The organism is Dyadobacter sp. CY351 (assembly GCF_021502625.1).
Lineage (GTDB): Bacteria > Bacteroidota > Bacteroidia > Cytophagales > Spirosomataceae > Dyadobacter > Dyadobacter chenhuakuii.
The window spans coordinates 267,873-283,205 of record NZ_JAKFFU010000004.1 but is presented as its reverse complement, the minus strand read 5'-3'; the positions used below and the strand labels follow the sequence as shown (position 1 = coordinate 283,205).

The following is a 15,333-nucleotide window of genomic DNA, read 5'->3' as shown; positions in this document are numbered from 1 at the left end:
CAGTCAGATGCGTTTCAGATCTTTGGATGCATAAGTTAAATGCACCACCTGCCCCACTTCCATGTCCATTCTGTTTCTGTAAAAGGATAATTGCTCCTTTTTGGCATTAACACAACGGATTTCCCAATGGTTTCCGTGGAACCGGATCGCCTCCACTTTCCCCTGCCATCTGCTCTTTTCCGGATTTTTTGTAGGCTTGATTTTCTCCGGGCGGATATAAAATTGCTTGGAATTTACATCGCCGGTGAGCCAGTTTATATCGCCTGTCAGCTCAGCTACATAACTGTCAACCGGCTGGTTATAGACCTCCTGTGGTGTTCCCGTCTGAATAATTTTACCTTCGCGGAGCACCGCGATCCGGTCCGACCAGGCCAGGGCATCTGCGGCTTCGTGCGTAACGAACACACAGGACATTCTCTGCGCTTTGCGCATGGTTTCAATGGCGCTGGCCAGCACGCGGCGGTTGTGATTGTCCAGGTGTGCAAACGGCTCGTCGAGAAGCAAAACATCCGGCTGCTCAGCCAATGCTTTTGCAATCGCAGTCCGCTGTTTCTCACCGCCGGACAGCAGCTTGGCTTTTTGACTTTTTACAGATTCCAAACCCGTGATGGAAAGCAGTTCAGCAACCTTTTCCTTTCTATAATCTGCATTATAAAATCGCAGCGAGTACGCAATGTTCTCCTCAACGGTCTGATTTGGGAAAAGCTCAAATTCCTGGTGGATGAGCTTGATGGATTCGTGGCCGGGAATGAGCTCGCCGCTCACCGGTTTTAATTGCTCTTCTTTGAAAAAGACTTTACCTTCCTCCGCATCCTGAAAACGTCCCAGGATACGGAGTAAGGTGCTTTTACCCGACCCGCTTTCGCCCAATATACCAAGCCATTCGCCCGCATTGAGTTGTAAATCAATGTTGGACAGAACCGGTTTTAAACCAAAGCTTTTCGTAAGGGATCGCGCGCGCAGGGTAATTTTGTTTTTCTTCATTATGCCCAGGTAATCTTGTTTTCCATAGGCGTGCGACGGGCCGGCGCTTCCGGTGCATCGTGATAGCCCATGAAATACAATCCAAGACATTTCTGATTTTCGGGGATGCCAGCAAACTTGGCCAGAAGGTCGAGCACGCCCGGGCTGCTCCAATAAGAACCAATGCCATAAGCTGTTGCTGTAAGCCACATATTTTGCACTGCGCAAGCCACAGAAGCAGTTTCTTCCCATTCCGGAAGCTTTTCCGGATGCAGTTCAGCACAGATCAGCACCACGACATTGGATTTAAGCACTTTCTCGCCTGCTGCGTCATATCTTGCCTGCGAAAATGATTCGGGAGGCGTCACTGTGCGATATCTTTCCGTGAAAAATCCTGCGAGCTTGTTCAGGCTCTCGCCTTTATAAACTACAAAACGCCAGGGCTCTGTCAATTTATGGGTTGGGGCATAATTGGCATTTTCAAGGATCGTCATCAGGACGTCTTCGGGAATGTCTTTTTTGATATAACTGGGCGGAAAAATACTGCGTCGGTTACGGATTACCTGATTAACTGCCTCAACTGTTTGTTCCATTGCAATAAAATTTACTTCTGATTTGTCAAAAAAACAAAGCTAGCAATCTGTAAGTAAAATTTACCAACATCGTGCACAACTTTGCCGTTAAACAATTAATTTGGGCGGCTCCTTGGTGAAATCTGCTAAATTGGCCTCAATAAATTTCACTTCAACCAACCTGACACAAGATGCTTGTTACTACTACTCCGAACATTGAAGGCAAAAAAATCATTAAGTACATTGGTTTGGTAAATGGTGAAGCCATTATCGGCGCCAACTTTTTCAAAGATTTTCTGGCCGGGATCCGGGATGTGGTAGGCGGTCGCTCGGGCTCTTACGAGCAGGGCCTGCGGGAGGCTAAAAGCATTGCTATTCGTGAAATGATGGATCAGGCGCAAAGATTAGGCGCTAATGCGGTGATTGGTGTCGACATTGATCTGGAAACCATTGGTGGAAACAGCTCGATGCTGATGGTAAGCGCAAACGGCACCGCAGTTTGCTTTGAGTAACGAGTAGGAACAAAAAAATGGCCTACCGCATTACAGTAGGCCATTCCACGTAAACCCTCCTCTATCAGTGTTCGTCAAAAATGTTATTGGGTGTCTGACAGGGCGTCAGTCCCAGGCAACAATTTGCTTGACTGAATACTAATAACTAAAATTCTGTGCCAAATTATCAAACAAAAGCAAACAGACAAAAATTTATCAAAGTTTTTTTAGATTTATGTAGATTACTTACTACAAAAAATCGGAATGATACAGTTATTTAAACCTATCTGAACAATCCTAAAAGGCGTTGCTGTTTAATTATTCGTCAAATCCGGGAATTCATTCCCCAATCTTTTCACCACCTCTATTTTCAGCATATCTGACGCGTCATTTCAATGTGTTCAATGTTGTCTTCAAGGTAAATTTCGCTGGATTGCACGAAGCCGAAGGAGCCGTAGAACTTCTTTAAATACAACTGTGCCCCGATCCGTATGATGCTTTTGCCATACAACAATTCCACCTTTTTTATCGACTCATTCAGCAGTTCGATGCCATAACCCTTTCCTCTTCCCTTAGCAGCAACCGCAATCCTGCCAATGGATGGATACTCGTACGAAACGCCGGGTGGCAAAATGCGAGCGAAAGCCATAAGCTGCCCATCCGCATAGCCCGACAAATGATGTGACTTCTGATCCTTACCGTCTGTATCCAGATAATTACATCTTTGCTCGACCACAAACACCTCATTTCGCAATCGTAGAATGCTGTAAAGTTCGTTTGTATCGAGCTCCTCAAAAGTTTTGAATTTCCAGGCTAATTTTAAATCCATTTGTGACAGTTGTTCTTGAAAGAATATATTTTTACCTGAATTAAATCGTCTTTCATAAATTTGCAGCGAATTAACTACATAACATTTTACAAAGCTAAGCATGGGAAGAGCTTACGAATATAGAAAAGCGCGGATGTTCAAGCGTTGGGACAAAATGGCCAAAACCTTCACAAGGATTGGAAAAGATATTGTCCTTGCTGTAAAAAGCGGAACCGCTGATCCTAATACAAACGCAAGGCTCAGGGTTCTTTTACAAAACGCCAGGGCTGCCAACATGCCCAAAGACACCGTAGAAAGGGCTATCAAACGCGCTACGTCAAAAGACCAGGAGGATTACAAAGAAATGGTGTACGAAGGTTACGGCCCGCATGGCGTCGCGATCCTCGTGGAAAGCACAACAGACAATCCAACAAGAACGGTGGCGAATGTGCGGAGCTATTTCAATAAGCTGGGCGGAAGTCTCGGCACAATGGGCATGCTGGATTTCATTTTTGACCGGAAATGTATTTTTAAGATCAAAAATGCTGGTGGCAAAGATCTGGAAGAGTTCGAATTTGAATTGATCGACGTGGGCGGTGAAGAGGTTTTTTTAGATGAAGAAACCAACCTCATCAACATTTACGGAGAATTCACGGCATTCGGCGCTTTGCAACATTATCTGGAAGAAAACGGTTACGAAATCGTAGAAGCGGATTTTGAACGCATTCCAAATGACACCAAAAAGCTGACCGACGATGAAGTTGCGGAAGTTGAAAAGCTGATTGAGAAGATCGAGGACGACGATGACGTGCAGCGCGTTTACCACAACATGGGTTAATGCTTAATGCAAGGCGATAATCTTGTGTTGTCGTTTCATAAATTCAAATTGGTCGCCGGGTCCTTTTCCCAGCAGCGACGCGCCAACCGGCGATGAAGAAGAGACTGCTATCACGGTCTCTTCTTCTACTTTTACTGCTCCCAGGCTCACAGCGATCAAAAACCAACCCGCGCTGGTTTCCAGTAATGATCCTACTGCTGCCCGCACGGCAACTTCATTATCGTGTATTTTTTCCAGAACCAATCTTTCCAGCCGCACCTGCTCGTATTGCCTGGCGTGCATATTCCTATCCAGTTGCCCCATGGACCGGGAAGTTTCGTATTTATCGCCCATTGAGCTTTTCCCCTGATCATTCGCCGACGATTGCGCAGCTTCCATCGCGTTCCAAGCCACCATCATCCGCTCTTCCAGAAGTGATTTTAGATAAGTTAGTAATGCTGCCTTATTCATTCTGATCCGATTTTTTAAGCTTTCTTCTTCACCGGAAAATCCCCGGTAATGTGCCAAAGATAGTCAGCTGCGATGAAGAAATAGGAAGGGGAAATTTCCAAATGCGTTTTCGCGTTGCCGGGTTCCTTATTATCTTTGCCAAACTTTCTTGAATACCAGCAATGACAAAACTTTCGGTCCGGCACTTACTTGGAATTAAAAACCTGAACGAGAATGACATTCAAACCATTTTAGACACAGCAACTCAGTTCAAGGACGTCATTAACCGGCCCATCAAGAAAGTCCCATCGCTTCGGGACATTACCATAGCAAACGTTTTTTTCGAAAATTCCACCCGTACAAGGCTTTCTTTTGAGCTAGCCGAAAAGCGTCTTTCTGCGGATGTGGTAAATTTTTCTGCTTCCGGGAGTTCGGTCGAGAAGGGCGAAACACTGCTCGATACGGTCAATAACATCCTGGCTATGAAAGTGGATATGATCGTCATGCGTCATAGCAGCCCCGGAGCTCCCCATTATCTTTCCACACGTATCCCTGCCAATGTTGTCAATGCAGGTGACGGCACGCACGAGCATCCTACACAGGCCTTGCTAGATGCATTTTCCATGCGAGAAAAGCTGGGCGACCTGGCCGGCAGGAAAATTGCCATTATCGGCGACATTACACATTCGCGTGTGGCGCTTTCCAATATTTTTTGTTTGCAAAAACTAGGAGCAGAAGTGATGGTTTGTGGGCCGTCCACATTGATTCCCAAGCATTTGGATGAACTGGGTGTAAAAATTAGTCATAATGTAAAAGAAGCGCTGGAATGGTGCGATGTGGCCAATGTGCTCCGCATTCAGCTTGAACGTCAGCAGATCAAGTATTTCCCATCGTTAAGGGAATATTCACTTTATTACGGCATTAATAAAGCCATGCTGGACAGCCTGAACAAAGATATTGTCCTCATGCACCCGGGCCCGATCAACCGCGGCGTTGAGCTTTCCTCCGACGCGGCCGATTCCAGCCATTCTATCATTCTGAACCAGGTCGAAAACGGTGTCGCGGTGCGGATGGCGGTGCTTTATCTGCTTGCCCAGCAATAGCCAAATTTCGATTTCCCCATTTTCCTGCCGCATAATGTGCACGCGAATATATTCCGGCGTGTAAGGGACTATTTTTAGATAAAATTTTACCTTTACCAGCATCCACAAAAACCGATTCTGATGATTCACACGGAAGGAATGCTGCGCGACGATGCACTGAAAGGCAAAACCATTATTGTTACCGGCGGCGGAACTGGCTTAGGCAAATCCATGGCCACTTACTTTTTGAAGCTCGGCGCCAACATTGTGATTTGCAGCAGACGGCTCGAAGTGCTTGAAAAAACCGCGAAAGAACTCCAAGAGAGCACGGGAGGCAATGTTCTCGCTGTGGAATGTGACGTCCGCAAAAACGAGCAGATCGAAAATGTGATCGCAAAAGCCATTGAGAAGTTTGGCAGCGTAAATGGGCTGGTGAATAATTCAGCAGGAAATTTTATCAGTCCTACCGAACGACTTTCCTACAAGGCAGTGGATGTGGTGGTGGACATTGTTTTGCGCGGAACCTACTATTTCACGCTCGCTTTGGGCAAATACTGGATTGACAACAACATTAAAGGAACGGTTCTCAATATTTCAACAACGTATGCCTGGACGGGTTCGGGCTGGGTTGTGCCCTCCGCGATGGCGAAAGCGGGTGTGCTGGCCATGACCAAATCACTGGCTTTCGAATGGGCGGATCATGGCATCAGGCTCAATGCCATTGCACCCGGACCATTTCCTACCAAGGGAGCCTGGGAGCGCCTGTTTCCGGAAGAATTAGCCAAGAAATTCTCCCTTGAAAGCCGCATTCCGCTGGAACGCGTAGGCGATCATCAGGAACTGGCCAATCTCGCAGCTTACTTAATGTCTGATTTTTCGGCCTATATGACGGGTGAAGTCATTACCTTGGACGGAGGTGAAGTCCTGACTGCCGGGCAGTTCAATTTCCTGAAAGAAGTCACTGATGATCAGTGGGATGCAATTGAAGATCAGATTAAAAATGCCAACCGGAACAGCAAGAAACCAGAATAAAAATTTTCTTACCGTTTTATTGGGTAATTTTACCTGTTCGTTCGTTATTTGACAAATGATGAAAACATGTACATGAAAACTACTTTAAGCTTTTATATCTGTTTTTTAACTGCCTCGTTGCTAGCTGGATGCGCGTCCAACAAGCCGATGAAGCAATTGCCCGAAGCCCAGGTCCGCCCCTCTCAGCAATCTGCGCCGGTTAACGAAGAACTCTCCCTGATTGCGATTCAAAGTAAATATCTGATAAAAGACAGCACACAGGCGAAAGTTTACCTTTACGTGGATGCTTTCAAAGGCAAAAACCCCATCGCTCCTGCCGACTTCATTCGCTTATATAACCTCAATTACGTCATTTACTCAGATTACGGAACGAGAGATCGCCTTGGTTATGGCAATGTAAAGCTGGATTCGTCCAATGTTTCCCAGATCGGACAGAAGATAGTGATCTCCTACGATCTTAAAAGCCCGGACAAGGAATATGGTGTTTTGCTAAGTGAAATAAGTCAGACAGGAACATTGAAGAAAGTCCTTAATGATCTCACAATCAGGTTCAAAAAACAGGGTGTTAACGAAACATACGGCATTTACACAGCTAACAGCAATCAGCCGTTGCAAAGGCACTACATCAATTCAAACGAGCCATTTACATTAAAAAAGGCATCCGGCGGAAGTGAGCAATTGCAAGTTTTTTACTACAATCATGATTTTGAAGCGGCCGGGTCGCCGATGAACATTGCTGCAAAGAATGTTGCCAAGTCGCTTGAAGTGGACAGCTCTTTCACAATCAATTCTGACCAGCAGATCACGTTTACTAAGGAAGGTCTCTATAATTTTTTTGCAGATACAACACAATCAGAAGGCTTAGGCATACTCGTTGTCAATGAGCGCTTTCCGAAGATGACACGTCCGCGAAACCTGCTCGGGCCGTTGCTTTACATGAGCACAAACAATGAGATCAACGAAATTAAAAAAGCAGAAGATTACAAAAAAGCACTGGATAAATATTGGCTGACATTGATGAACGGAAATGCGCCTTTGGCACAGCAATCCATTCGTTCGTTTTATGGTCGGGTTGAAGAGGCAAACCAGCTTTTTACAACATATAAAGAAGGGTGGAAAACCGATAAAGGCATGATCTATATCGTGTTAGGGCCGCCGGATAAAGTTCAGCGCAGCAAAGACCGGGAAGTATGGACTTACGATCAACGCGGCAATGCTCAGAACGTCAATTTTACATTTAACAGAAAAAACAATCAATTCGTGGATGATCATTATGAACTGGTTCGGTACGCCGAATACCAGCCTATTTGGTATCCAGTTGTAGAAGCATGGAGAAACGGCAGTATACGGTAAGAAAACCCGCCCCAAGACAGTCCCAGGCCGACATGGTTTTTGGTACGCAATCAGTATTGGAAACCCTTCGCTCAGGCAAGGAAATAGAAAGATTATTCATTCAGAGAGAGTTCGGACTTGCTGAAATTGAGAAACTTGCAAAGGAACTAGGCGTTCCCTTTCAGCGGGTTCCGGTTGAAAAACTTAACCGCGTAACCCGAAAAAACCACCAGGGCGTTATCGCCTTCGTGTCCCCGATCCAGTATATGCCACTTCACAACGTGCTCACGCAGGTTTATGAAGAAGGCAAAACACCATTACTGCTTCTTTTAGACAGAATCACAGACGTAAGAAACTTCGGAGCCATCGCCAGAACAGCTGAATGCGCTGGCGTACAGGCGCTTATCGTACCCACAAAAGGTGGCGCGCAGATCAACGCCGATGCAATGAAAACGTCATCCGGTGCACTGAACTTCCTGCCCGTGTGCCGTGAGCCCAATCTTTACGAGACATTACAATATCTCCGCAACAGCGGTTTGCAGATCATTGCCTGTACTGAAAAAACAGAGAAATCACTCTATGAAATTGATTTCTCAATCCCTACGGTTATCATCATGGGCTCTGAGGAAGATGGGATTTCAAAAGAATTCATCCAGCTAGCCGATTCAGGAGCAAGGATTCCGCTAAACGGACAAGTAGAGTCGCTGAATGTTTCTGTGGCTAGTTCGATTGTCCTTTATGAAGCTGTGAGGCAGCGGATAAAAATCTGATAGAAGAATTTGTCTAAAAGGAAATTTGTTTATATTTGCATAACACCTGAACCGGCATTGGATTGCATCTCCTCTAAGCACGTCAGGTGTTTTTTTATTCCAAAGTCTCCCAGCGTATTGATTCTGTGATTGAATATAGGAAGAATTGATTCTGGACGGTCATCTGAATATTGATATAAGCAACCTTCCCGCCTATTTGCGTTTCAAAAAAGTGATAACCAATCACGTGGTGCTTTCGATGATTTTGGTTCGAAGTAAAGCCTACATAAGTGGCTGTTTTCAAAGAATATTCTAATCCTTGGATCAGTAAAAGGATCTTATCCTCATAAGGATTAAATGGCTGGTTGATACACTCTTTCAGTCCAGCCATATTAAACCTTATTTCAGCATTAAGCTCTGCGCGATAAATCCCAATATTCTTTTCTACTAAATCCGATTTTACTCTTTCTTTTGCTAGTCGCCGAAGGGCATTTAAATCCATCTGCAAGGTTCAATTGATAATGAAACTATCCAGAGGCACTTTGAGTAAAACAGAAAACTGTAAGATGTAGAAACACTTAATGTAGCATTCACTACTGCCGAAAACTCTTCATAATCCACCCACCACCAACTACATCATCTCCTTCATAAAATACCGCAGCTTGCCCTGGTGCGATGCCGTTGACACCGTCGTGGAAGCGGGCGATGATTTTGTCTGGTTCGATTTGCTCGATAATGGCAGGGGTTCCGTCGTGCTTGTAGCGCACTTTGGTGACCGTTTCCAATGGCTTTTCAAGTGAAGCGTATTTCTGCAAATTCAGTTTGCTAACATACATTCCGTCCCTGAAAAGGTCGGGTAAGTCGCCTAGCACCACTTCGTTTGTCTCTTTTCTAATCTCGGTAACGAATGCGGGTTTGCCCAATGCAATGCCCAGGCCTTTACGCTGGCCGACGGTATAGAATGGATAACCTTCGTGCTTTCCTACGATTGTGCCATCTTCAAAAACAAAGTTTCCACCTGCGACTTCCGCTTCTAATCCCGGAATTCTTCTTTTCAAAAATCCTCTGTAATCATTATCCGGTACAAAGCAGATTTCATAGCTTTCCGATTTGTTGACCAGATCAATAAAGCCCCTTTCCCGGGCCATTTCCCGGATTTCTGATTTGTGCAGATAACCTAATGGCAATTTTGTGCGGGCAAGGCTTTCCTGCGAAACACCCCATAGCACGTAGCTTTGATCCTTCCAGCTATCAATGCCTTTGGAAACATAGTAACGGCCGTCATTGAACTGCATATTGGCATAATGTCCCGTTGCAATGTGCTCGCAATCCAGGCGATCTGCACGTTTGAGCAAAGCATCCCATTTAATGTGCGTGTTGCACAAAACACACGGATTAGGCGTGCGGCCTTCCAGATATTCGCCTGTAAAATGATCGATTACATAGTCGCCGAATTCAGCGCGTATGTCTAGGATGTAATGTGGGAAACCCAATTCGACAGCAATAGTCCGTGCGTCGTTGATGGAATCTAGGGAGCAGCAGCCGGTTTCTTTCTTGGTGCCGCCGCTACTGGCATAATCCCAGGTTTTCATGGTCATGCCGATGACCTCGTAACCTTGTTCGTGTAACATAACAGCTGCAAGAGAGCTGTCGATGCCGCCACTCATGGCGACCAAAATACGTCCGTGTTTGCTCATTCCGCGAATCTGCGAAGGTTGAATGCCTTCCGATTTTGTTTAAGTTGAAATTTTTTAACAGCTATTCAGCCAACATTTGTTCCTTATAAAATGCAAAGGTAAGATTTATAATCCGCAGGCCCGCAATTTCACTAAGCATTCACCTGCCGGATGACATTCTTTATATTCAATTCAATAATGTCGGTCATGCTTTCACACTGATGATATTGATTGTCTGAATAATGCTTGAACAGTCCTTCGCGAAGCTGGTGAATGTTGTCGATGGTTGAAATGTTGTCCTTGATCGAAACGTCGCGAAGTTCTTTGAGGCGGTATCTTTCGCTTCGGGCCTGGTACATGATCGACGATTGCTCTTCCTGCTGATATTGCAGCACGGTTTTATCCGTCAGATATTCCATGGCGAGCTCCACATATGGCCGGTTTTCTTTGAAAAACTGGGGCATATACACTTTGATGTTGCCTTCATAAAATTGCTGGTCAAAGTCGATGGCGCGGAGACGGAACTGGAAATCGTCGAAGTCCGGAGTGATTTGCATGACAAAATTGTAGGAACGCATGTCCCCAAGCAGCGTGATCATGCAGCGTTCATTGAATTTCACGAATTCTTTGGCAATCCGGATCGGGTTATAATCGGGCTCGCGTAAACGTGTCCTGGCAAATTCATCACCGGGAATGCCCGCAATGTGCTCTTCGATCAGACTATCGCCATCCACCAGATAATTGACCTGATTTGGAGAAAAAATTTCTTCCAGCTCCAAGCCATAAATCCTGGATGCGTCGGCTTTCTTGACATAAAAATAATCGTAAATGTCATTCAGTCGGTTTACAATCTTGATTCTGAACGGATTGGAATTTCCGAATTTGCAGTAGTCAATGCGGTCGATGTATTTGTGCTCAACAATGCGCAGGTTACCGGATGCTTTCAGCATGGCGTAAGCTTTTTTTAGGCCGTTATGCAACCTGTCGATTTCATGAGGTGGATAGAGCGGACTTTCCCACAGGGTATCCTTTCCATTTTTATCCATGACCGGAAAAGACTCATAAAAATTGAGCAGGTCAACATAGCCCACCGGCAACTTTGCATCGCGCTGGTAAAATCGCAAATATTTCCGCAGCTCCGCGCTGACGGGATAAATTGGCTTCTTCTTTAAAATTTTAACATCACCATGTTCCATAGAGGAAGTTAACATTTTATAATGATTAAATTAGACGTGACTTTCGTTATAGAATTATGGCATTATACGGTTTGGCAGTTTGTGGCGGGAAAAGTTTGCGAATGGGCACGGACAAAAGCCAGCTGCAATATTTCGGCATTCCGCAGGCCGATCGTGTGATTAATCTTCTTTTACCGCTGTGTGACGAAGTCTTTATTTCCTGCAACCGCAAACAATCTTCGATTTTTGAAAATAAAAAAACACTGGCCGACTTACCTGAATTTGAAGACATTGGCCCGATGGCCGCTTTACTTTCAGCATTTAAAACTTACCCGAATGCAGACTTTCTGATAGCAGGCTGTGACTATCCTTTCCTTACGGCGGATGCTCTTTCCGACTTTTTATCCGCTATCCAAAAGGGCACTATTGCCGCGGCTTTTTACAATTCCGAAGAAAAATATGAGCCGTTACTGGCTTGGTATGCGCAGGATGCTGCGCCGCTTCTACTCGAACGTTTCGAGCGCGGAGAACACAGTCTGCAACATTTTTTGAGGGAAATTAATGCTGAAAAATACATTCCAATATCAGAAAAAGTAATGCTCAGCGTCGATTCTCCTGAGGCTTATGATCAGGTTAAAGCGGCTCTCAATGTTCATCATGAAAATTAATTAAATGGAAATCAATGCAATAGCGCAGCAGCGCATAAGGGTGATAACCAGCAGCGGCAGCAATGATGCGGAAGACGACCTGGCTGTGGAAGAACCGCTGGAAATTCAGCTCTCCTACACAGAATCCGGAAAAAAGATCAAAAAAAGTATTTCTGTAACGATGCGGACGCCGGGCAATGACGATGAGCTGGCGGTCGGTTTTCTGTTTACGGAAGGCATTGTTGCAGAAAAAAGCCAGGTTAAGGCGGCTGCAAGTGATATTTTTGACGAAAATAAAGTGATTGTCAATCTGGCCGATGCGTTTGTGCCCGTGATTAATTCACTGGAAAGGAATTTTTACACCACATCCAGTTGTGGAGTTTGCGGGAAAGCCAGCATTGATGCAATCAAGACGGTTTCGGCGTATCAAAATGATGATAACACGTTGCTAGTGAGCAAGAAAGTTATCTTTTCATTGAAAGATCAGCTGAATGTGCAGCAAAGTATTTTTGAAACCACTGGCGGACTGCACGCCTCGGCGCTTTTTGATGTTAACGGACATTTTATTGCCTTGCGGGAGGATGTAGGCAGGCATAATGCACTGGACAAACTGATTGGAAATGCGCTGCTAAACGACCTGCTCCCGCTTGCCGACAAAATCCTGCTTCTGAGCGGACGGGCAAGTTTCGAATTGATCCAAAAAGCGGGGATGGCTGGCATTCAGGTGGTGGCCGCCATTGGTGCGCCGTCCAGCCTTGCTGTAAAACTGGCCGAAGAGAGCAACATAACGCTGATTGGTTTTTTAAAAAATGACAAGTTCAATATTTACTCAGGTTTCGAAAGAATTTCAGAATTATGAAAATACGCATTCAACGCAATTCTGTGCGTTATAGATTGAGCAGGACTGATATCCAAAAACTTAGTACAGAAGGTTATCTCGAAGAAGTCACGCCATTTGGTGATTCTCTATTTATTTATGGCGTAAAAAAATCCGCTGACGTCTCCGAACTCACCGCAGATTTCCGGAATGGTAAGATCTTGTTACACATTCCCGAACAACTGACCGACGGCTGGGCGGACAATAATGTGGTAGGTTATGACGGAGAAATGTTGTTTGGCAACAATGGCAGCTTGAAATTGCTGATTGAGAAAGATTTCAAATGTCTGGATAATGTTACTGAGGATCAATCGGATAATTATGAAAACCCTGCAAAAACCTGTTAACCATGCCGAATGACCAGCGTAATGTTCCCGGGGCTGAAAATCCCGATAAATTAACCGGCCTCAAAAAAACGGAGATCAAGAAAGTGGCGGCCGGCATTCCGGCTGTTGTTTCCAGTTTTCAGAAAACCATTAGCGAGGCAGGTGTGCAGCGTGGCATGAAAGCGCTTTTTAACCTGAATAAAAAAGGTGGTTTCGACTGCCCAAGCTGCGCATGGCCCGATCCGGACGATGAGCGCTCGGGCATTGCGGAATATTGTGAGAATGGCGCCAGGGCGGTTGCAGAGGAAGCAACATTGAAGAAACTGGACGCGACATTCTTTGCTCAGAATTCGGTGGAAGCATTAGGAAAGCTGTCTGATTATGAAATTGGCGGCAAAGGCCGGATTGCTGCGCCAATGTTTCTGCCGCCAGGCGGGAAGTTTTATCAGCCCATTTCCTGGAAAGCTGCTTTTGAAAAAATTGCATTGGAACTGAACCGGTTGGCGTCACCAGACGAAGCCGTTTTTTACACTTCCGGCCGGACAAGCAATGAAGCCGCCTTCCTATATCAGCTTTTTGTACGCGAATTTGGCACCAATAACCTGCCCGATTGCAGCAATATGTGCCATGAAAGCAGCGGCGTTGCTTTGGGGGAATCGCTGGGCATCGGGAAAGGCTCCGTGAAACTCGATGATTTTTACGAGGCTGAGGTCATTATGATTTTAGGACAAAATCCGGGGACCAATCATCCGCGCATGCTTACCGCATTGCAAAAGGCGAAAGCGAATGGCGCGACGATCATTTCAATTAATCCTTTGCCTGAAACGGGTTTGATGGGTTTCAATAATCCGCAGACGGTGCAGGGAATTTTAGGGGCTAATCCCGCACTGACCGACATTTTCCTGCAAGTAAAAATCAATGGTGACCTGGCATTGCTGAAAGCCATCGAAATACTGCTGCTTAAAGAAGAGGAACGCAATCCGGGAATGGTCTTCGACAGAAATTTCATAGCAAATAATACAGCAGGTTACAGCGACTTCATCCAGCATCTGAAAGAATTGGATGCACAGGAACTCGCACGCATCAGCGGCATCTCGCTAGGCCAGATTCAGCAGGTTGCGGACGTTTTGGCCGGGAAAAGCAAGATTATCGCGTGTTGGGCGATGGGCCTGACGCAGCACAAGAATGCAGTGGACACGATCAAAGAAATTGTAAACCTGCTGTTGCTGAAAGGCAGCATTGGCAAACCGGGTGCGGGCACATGCCCTGTACGCGGCCATAGCAATGTGCAAGGCGACCGGACGATGGGAATTTTTGAGAAGCCAACGGACCAGTTCCTGGATTCCATCGAGCGCAACTTTCATTTTTCTCCTCCCAGAAAACACGGATTCGACGTGGTAGAGTCCATTAAGGCCATGCATGAAGGCAGTGCCAAGGTATTTTTTGCGATGGGAGGCAACTTTCTGAGTGCTACACCGGATACAAGATTTACAGCCGAAGCGCTCAGCAAATGCCGCCTGACAGTACACGTTTCGACCAAGCTGAACCGGAGCCATCTGGTAACGGGTGAACAAGCGCTGATCCTTCCCTGCCTGGGAAGAAGCGATATGGACATGCATAAGGATGAAAGCAGGTTTATTTCCTGTGAAAATTCAATGGGCGTAATTCAGCTTTCCAAGGGCGTTTTGCCGCCGGTTTCAGATCAGTTACTGAGCGAGCCGGTGATCATTTGCAGGCTGGCGAAAGCTGTTCTGGGCCGGAAAAGCCAGATTAACTGGGACATTTACGCCGAAGATTATGACGTAATCCGCGCTGACATTGAAAGGACAATTCCAGGCTTTGATAACTATAATGAGCGCGTCCGCGTGCCAGGCGGTTTTTATTTACCTAATTGCAACCGGGACGGGTATTTTGACACATTGTCTGAAAAAGCGCATTTCAACATCGGCAAGCTATTTGATCCCGAACTGAAAGAGGATGAGCTGATGATGATGACCATCCGCAGCCACGACCAGTTCAACACAACGATTTATGGCCTGAATGATCGTTATCGAGGCATTCACAACGAGCGGCGCGTGATTTTGATGAACGAAAATGACATCACAAAACGGGATTTAAAAAGCGGCGATCTGGTGGATTTGTATAACCATTATGACGGCATTGAGCGGGTTGCGTACAAGTTTGTCGTAGTCCCCTACCCGATTCCGGAAGGTTGCACAGCCACTTATTTTCCCGAAACGAACGTCCTCGTTCCTATTAACAGCGTGGCAGACAAAAGCAACACGCCGACTTCCAAACTGGTTATTCTCACAATTCGCAAGCATTTAAGCGCATGA

Annotated in this window: 17 protein-coding genes; 10 read left to right on the top strand and 7 right to left on the bottom strand. The window is 45.7% G+C overall.

The window, feature by feature from the left end:
• Window positions 1-3: 3 nt before the first annotated feature.
• Window positions 4-984, bottom strand: coding sequence for an ABC transporter ATP-binding protein (locus L0660_RS10385; RefSeq protein WP_235159414.1), 981 nt, complete (start codon window positions 982-984; stop codon window positions 4-6).
• Window positions 984-1,556: a nitroreductase gene (locus L0660_RS10380; RefSeq protein ID WP_235159413.1), complete on the bottom strand. Its 573-nt coding sequence runs from the start codon at window positions 1,554-1,556 to the stop codon at window positions 984-986. The genes L0660_RS10385 and L0660_RS10380 overlap by 1 nt, the downstream gene beginning before the upstream one ends.
• A 170-nt stretch (window positions 1,557-1,726) precedes the next feature.
• Here L0660_RS10380 and L0660_RS10375 point away from each other — a divergent pair, with 170 nt between their 5' ends.
• A complete protein-coding gene (locus tag L0660_RS10375; protein ID WP_233797065.1) occupies window positions 1,727-2,047 on the top strand; it encodes a heavy metal-binding domain-containing protein in 321 nt (106 codons plus the stop codon).
• Between the two features lie 349 nt (window positions 2,048-2,396).
• Here L0660_RS10375 and L0660_RS10370 read toward each other — a convergent pair whose 3' ends face one another.
• Complete coding sequence (locus L0660_RS10370) at window positions 2,397-2,855, bottom strand: GNAT family N-acetyltransferase (RefSeq protein WP_235159412.1); 459 nt, start codon at window positions 2,853-2,855, stop codon at window positions 2,397-2,399.
• 100 nt (window positions 2,856-2,955) lie between these two features.
• On the opposite strand from L0660_RS10370, the gene L0660_RS10365 reads away from it, so the two are divergent.
• Window positions 2,956-3,672: a YebC/PmpR family DNA-binding transcriptional regulator gene (locus tag L0660_RS10365; RefSeq protein WP_233797067.1), complete on the top strand. Its 717-nt coding sequence runs from the start codon at window positions 2,956-2,958 to the stop codon at window positions 3,670-3,672.
• Window positions 3,673-3,675: 3 nt separating this feature from the next.
• Here the strand turns inward: L0660_RS10365 and L0660_RS10360 are convergent, their stop codons facing one another.
• Window positions 3,676-4,122 carry a transcription elongation factor gene (locus L0660_RS10360; RefSeq protein WP_235159411.1) on the bottom strand — a complete coding sequence of 149 codons (447 nt, stop codon included), beginning with the start codon at window positions 4,120-4,122 and terminating at the stop codon, window positions 3,676-3,678.
• Window positions 4,123-4,283: 161 nt separating this feature from the next.
• Between L0660_RS10360 and L0660_RS10355 the strand changes: the two genes are divergently transcribed.
• From L0660_RS10355 to rlmB, 4 genes are all read left to right on the top strand, one after another.
• Window positions 4,284-5,204: an aspartate carbamoyltransferase catalytic subunit gene (locus tag L0660_RS10355; protein ID WP_235159410.1), complete on the top strand. Its 921-nt coding sequence runs from the start codon at window positions 4,284-4,286 to the stop codon at window positions 5,202-5,204.
• Window positions 5,205-5,324: 120 nt separating this feature from the next.
• Complete coding sequence (locus L0660_RS10350; RefSeq protein ID WP_235159409.1) at window positions 5,325-6,215, top strand: SDR family oxidoreductase; 891 nt, start codon at window positions 5,325-5,327, stop codon at window positions 6,213-6,215.
• 147 nt (window positions 6,216-6,362) lie between these two features.
• Window positions 6,363-7,568, top strand: a complete 1,206-nt coding sequence (locus L0660_RS10345; protein WP_310589631.1) for a GWxTD domain-containing protein — start codon at window positions 6,363-6,365, stop codon at window positions 7,566-7,568.
• Window positions 7,544-8,317 carry a 23S rRNA (guanosine(2251)-2'-O)-methyltransferase RlmB gene (gene rlmB / locus L0660_RS10340; RefSeq protein ID WP_233797072.1) on the top strand — a complete coding sequence of 258 codons (774 nt, stop codon included), beginning with the start codon at window positions 7,544-7,546 and terminating at the stop codon, window positions 8,315-8,317. The genes L0660_RS10345 and rlmB overlap by 25 nt, the downstream gene beginning before the upstream one ends.
• 94 nt (window positions 8,318-8,411) lie before the next feature.
• Here the strand turns inward: rlmB and L0660_RS10335 are convergent, their stop codons facing one another.
• The 3 genes from L0660_RS10335 to L0660_RS10325 all read right to left on the bottom strand — a co-directional run bounded on the left by L0660_RS10335 (window position 8,412) and on the right by L0660_RS10325 (window position 11,168).
• A complete protein-coding gene (locus L0660_RS10335) occupies window positions 8,412-8,798 on the bottom strand; it encodes a hypothetical protein (RefSeq protein ID WP_235159407.1) in 387 nt (128 codons plus the stop codon).
• A 91-nt stretch (window positions 8,799-8,889) separates the two neighbouring features.
• Entirely contained in the window at window positions 8,890-9,993 is a 1,104-nt protein-coding gene (mnmA, locus tag L0660_RS10330; protein WP_235159406.1) for a tRNA 2-thiouridine(34) synthase MnmA, read from the bottom strand.
• 131 nt (window positions 9,994-10,124) lie between these two features.
• The gene (locus L0660_RS10325; protein ID WP_235159728.1) at window positions 10,125-11,168 is read right to left on the bottom strand and encodes a hypothetical protein; all 1,044 of its coding nucleotides are present in this window, start codon (window positions 11,166-11,168) and stop codon (window positions 10,125-10,127) included.
• Between the two features lie 56 nt (window positions 11,169-11,224).
• Here L0660_RS10325 and L0660_RS10320 point away from each other — a divergent pair, with 56 nt between their 5' ends.
• Genes L0660_RS10320 through L0660_RS10305 form a run of 4 tightly spaced genes read left to right on the top strand, consistent with a single transcriptional unit; the run spans window position 11,225 to window position 15,333 of the window.
• On the top strand, window positions 11,225-11,815 hold the full coding sequence (locus L0660_RS10320; RefSeq protein WP_235159405.1) for a molybdenum cofactor guanylyltransferase: 591 nt from the start codon (window positions 11,225-11,227) through the stop codon (window positions 11,813-11,815).
• A 4-nt stretch (window positions 11,816-11,819) separates the two neighbouring features.
• Complete coding sequence (fdhD, locus tag L0660_RS10315) at window positions 11,820-12,653, top strand: formate dehydrogenase accessory sulfurtransferase FdhD (RefSeq protein ID WP_235159404.1); 834 nt, start codon at window positions 11,820-11,822, stop codon at window positions 12,651-12,653.
• The gene (locus L0660_RS10310; RefSeq protein ID WP_235159403.1) at window positions 12,650-13,018 is read left to right on the top strand and encodes a DUF7009 family protein; all 369 of its coding nucleotides are present in this window, start codon (window positions 12,650-12,652) and stop codon (window positions 13,016-13,018) included. Before fdhD ends, L0660_RS10310 begins: the two co-directional genes overlap by 4 nt.
• A gap of 2 nt (window positions 13,019-13,020) precedes the next feature.
• A complete protein-coding gene (locus L0660_RS10305) occupies window positions 13,021-15,333 on the top strand; it encodes an FdhF/YdeP family oxidoreductase (protein ID WP_235159402.1) in 2,313 nt (770 codons plus the stop codon).

Bases quoted from the DNA above. Each gene is read 5' to 3' on its own strand.
- L0660_RS10385 (WP_235159414.1), bottom strand. From the start codon at position 984: ATGAAGAAAAACAAAATTACCCTGCGCGCGCGATCCCTTACGAAAAGC.
- L0660_RS10380 (WP_235159413.1), bottom strand. From the start codon at position 1,556: ATGGAACAAACAGTTGAGGCAGTTAATCAGGTAATCCGTAACCGACGC.
- L0660_RS10375 (WP_233797065.1), top strand. From the start codon at position 1,727: ATGCTTGTTACTACTACTCCGAACATTGAAGGCAAAAAAATCATTAAG.
- L0660_RS10370 (WP_235159412.1), bottom strand. From the start codon at position 2,855: ATGGATTTAAAATTAGCCTGGAAATTCAAAACTTTTGAGGAGCTCGAT.
- L0660_RS10365 (WP_233797067.1), top strand. From the start codon at position 2,956: ATGGGAAGAGCTTACGAATATAGAAAAGCGCGGATGTTCAAGCGTTGG.
- L0660_RS10360 (WP_235159411.1), bottom strand. From the start codon at position 4,122: ATGAATAAGGCAGCATTACTAACTTATCTAAAATCACTTCTGGAAGAG.
- L0660_RS10355 (WP_235159410.1), top strand. From the start codon at position 4,284: ATGACAAAACTTTCGGTCCGGCACTTACTTGGAATTAAAAACCTGAAC.
- L0660_RS10350 (WP_235159409.1), top strand. From the start codon at position 5,325: ATGATTCACACGGAAGGAATGCTGCGCGACGATGCACTGAAAGGCAAA.
- L0660_RS10345 (WP_310589631.1), top strand. From the start codon at position 6,363: ATGAAGCAATTGCCCGAAGCCCAGGTCCGCCCCTCTCAGCAATCTGCG.
- rlmB (WP_233797072.1), top strand. From the start codon at position 7,544: ATGGAGAAACGGCAGTATACGGTAAGAAAACCCGCCCCAAGACAGTCC.
- L0660_RS10335 (WP_235159407.1), bottom strand. From the start codon at position 8,798: ATGGATTTAAATGCCCTTCGGCGACTAGCAAAAGAAAGAGTAAAATCG.
- mnmA (WP_235159406.1), bottom strand. From the start codon at position 9,993: ATGAGCAAACACGGACGTATTTTGGTCGCCATGAGTGGCGGCATCGAC.
- L0660_RS10325 (WP_235159728.1), bottom strand. From the start codon at position 11,168: ATGGAACATGGTGATGTTAAAATTTTAAAGAAGAAGCCAATTTATCCC.
- L0660_RS10320 (WP_235159405.1), top strand. From the start codon at position 11,225: ATGGCATTATACGGTTTGGCAGTTTGTGGCGGGAAAAGTTTGCGAATG.
- fdhD (WP_235159404.1), top strand. From the start codon at position 11,820: ATGGAAATCAATGCAATAGCGCAGCAGCGCATAAGGGTGATAACCAGC.
- L0660_RS10310 (WP_235159403.1), top strand. From the start codon at position 12,650: ATGAAAATACGCATTCAACGCAATTCTGTGCGTTATAGATTGAGCAGG.
- L0660_RS10305 (WP_235159402.1), top strand. From the start codon at position 13,021: ATGCCGAATGACCAGCGTAATGTTCCCGGGGCTGAAAATCCCGATAAA.